Raw genomic sequence first — 2,945 nt, 5'->3', positions numbered from 1 at the left:
TTGCTACATATTATATGGTTAAGTCCTCGATCTATTAGTATTCGTCAGCTCCACATGTCACCATGCTTCCACCTCGAACCTATCAACCTGATCATCTTTCAGGGATCTTACTAGCTTACGCTATGGGAAATCTCATCTTGAGGGGGGCTTCATGCTTAGATGCTTTCAGCACTTATCCCTTCCGCACATAGCTACCCAGCTATGCCCTTGGCAGAACAACTGGTACACCAGCGGTGCGTCCATCCCGGTCCTCTCGTACTAAGGACAGCTCCTCTCAAATTTCCTACGCCCACGACGGATAGGGACCGAACTGTCTCACGACGTTCTGAACCCAGCTCGCGTACCGCTTTAATGGGCGAACAGCCCAACCCTTGGGACCGACTACAGCCCCAGGATGCGATGAGCCGACATCGAGGTGCCAAACCTCCCCGTCGATGTGGACTCTTGGGGGAGATAAGCCTGTTATCCCCGGGGTAGCTTTTATCCGTTGAGCGATGGCCCTTCCATGCGGAACCACCGGATCACTAAGCCCGACTTTCGTCCCTGCTCGACTTGTAGGTCTCGCAGTCAAGCTCCCTTATGCCTTTGCACTCTACGAATGATTTCCAACCATTCTGAGGGAACCTTTGGGCGCCTCCGTTACACTTTAGGAGGCGACCGCCCCAGTCAAACTGCCCACCTGACACTGTCTCCCGGGTCGATAAGACCCGTAGGTTAGAATTTCAATACAGTCAGGGCGGTATCCCACCAGCGCCTCCACCGAAGCTAGCGCTCCGGTTTCAAAGGCTCCCGCCTATCCTGTACAAACTGTACCAAAATTCAATATCAGGCTACAGTAAAGCTCCACGGGGTCTTTCCGTCCTGTCGCGGGTAACCTGCATCTTCACAGGTACTATAATTTCACCGAGTCTCTGGTTGAGACAGTGCCCAAATCGTTACACCTTTCGTGCGGGTCGGAACTTACCCGACAAGGAATTTCGCTACCTTAGGACCGTTATAGTTACGGCCGCCGTTTACTGGGGCTTCAGTTCAGAGCTTCGCTTACGCTAACCCCTCTCCTTAACCTTCCAGCACCGGGCAGGTGTCACCCCCTATACTTCGCCTTACGGCTTCGCAGAGAGCTGTGTTTTTGCTAAACAGTCGCTTGGGCCTATTCACTGCGGCTTTCCGTTAAGAAAGCACCCCTTCTCCCGAAGTTACGGGGTCATTTTGCCGAGTTCCTTAACCAGAGTTCTCTCGCACACCTTAGGATTCTCTCCTCGCCTACCTGTGTCGGTTTGCGGTACAGGCACCTTTTATCTCGCTAGAAGCTTTTCTTGGCAGCGGGGAATCAAAGACTTCGCTCCATAAGGAGCTTCCCCATCACAGCTCAGCCTTTACGATAAGCGGATTTGCCTACTTATCAGCCTAACTGCTTGGACGTGCACAACCAATCGCACGCTTCTTCTATCCTTCTGCGTCCCTCCATTGCTCAAACGATAAAGAGGTGGTACAGGAATATCAACCTGTTGTCCATCGCCTACGCCTGTCGGCCTCGGCTTAGGTCCTGACTAACCCTGAGCGGACGAGCCTTCCTCAGGAAACCTTAGGCATTCGGTGGACGGGATTCTCACCCGTCTTTCGCTACTCATACCGGCATTCTCACTTCTAAGCACTCCACCAGTCCTTCCGGTCTGACTTCACTGTCCTTAGAACGCTCCCCTACCACTGATACCATTGGTATCAATCCGCAGCTTCGGTGGTGTATTTAGCCCCGGTACATTTTCGGCGCAGAGTCACTCGACTAGTGAGCTATTACGCACTCTTTAAATGGTGGCTGCTTCTAAGCCAACATCCTAGTTGTCTAAGCAACTCCACATCCTTTTCCACTTAATACACACTTTGGGACCTTAGCTGGCGGTCTGGGCTGTTTCCCTTTTGACTACGGATCTTATCACTCGCAGTCTGACTCCTAAGGATAAGTCATTGGCATTCGGAGTTTGACTGAATTCGGTAATCCGATGAGGACCCCTAGTCCAATCAGTGCTCTACCTCCAAGACTCTTACACTTAAGGCTAGCCCTAAAGCTATTTCGGGGAGAACCAGCTATCTCCAGGTTCGATTGGAATTTCTCCGCTACCCACACCTCATCCCCGCACTTTTCAACGTGCGTGGGTTCGGGCCTCCATTCAGTGTTACCTGAACTTCACCCTGGACATGGGTAGATCACCTGGTTTCGGGTCTACGACCACGTACTAAACGCCCTATTCAGACTCGCTTTCGCTGCGGCTCCGCCTCTTCAGCTTAACCTCGCACGGGATCGTAACTCGCCGGTTCATTCTACAAAAGGCACGCCATCACCCGTTAACGGGCTCTGACTATTTGTAGGCACACGGTTTCAGGATCTCTTTCACTCCCCTTCCGGGGTGCTTTTCACCTTTCCCTCACGGTACTGGTTCACTATCGATCACTAGGGAGTATTTAGCCTTGGGAGATGGTCCTCCCAGATTCCGACGGAATTTCACGTGTTCCGCCGTACTCAGGATACATTCAAGAGAGAACGAAGTTTCGACTACGGGGTTGTTACCCTCTACGACGGACCTTTCCAGGTCGCTTCGTCTACCTCGTTCCTTTGTAACTCCGTATAGAATGTCCTACAACCCCAAGAGGCAAGCCTCTTGGTTTGGGCTATGTTCCGTTTCGCTCGCCGCTACTCAGGAAATCGCATTTGCTTTCTCTTCCTCCAGGTACTTAGATGTTTCAGTTCCCTGGGTCTGTCTTCCTTACCCTATGTATTCAGATAAGGATACCATACCATTACGTATGGTGGGTTTCCCCATTCGGAAATCTTCGGATCAAAGCTTACTTACAGCTCCCCGAAGCATATCGGCGTTAGTCCCGTCCTTCATCGACTCCTAGTGTCAAGGCATCCACCGTGCGCCCTTTCTAACTTAACCAAACTAAAA

At 51.6% G+C, this 2,945-nt stretch carries 1 rRNA gene; it reads right to left on the bottom strand.

Annotated features, from left to right (window positions below):
* Positions 1–14: 14 nt before the first annotated feature.
* Positions 15–2,936: ribosomal RNA gene (locus PDK19_RS27125) — 23S ribosomal RNA — on the bottom strand.
* Positions 2,937–2,945: the final 9 nt, after the last annotated feature.

The organism is Bacillus cereus group sp. BcHK124 (genome assembly GCF_027712065.1).
Classification (GTDB): Bacteria; Bacillota; Bacilli; order Bacillales; family Bacillaceae_G; genus Bacillus_A; species Bacillus_A pacificus.
Note: the sequence above shows the minus strand (reverse complement) of the source record. Positions and strands in the feature narration are given on the sequence as shown.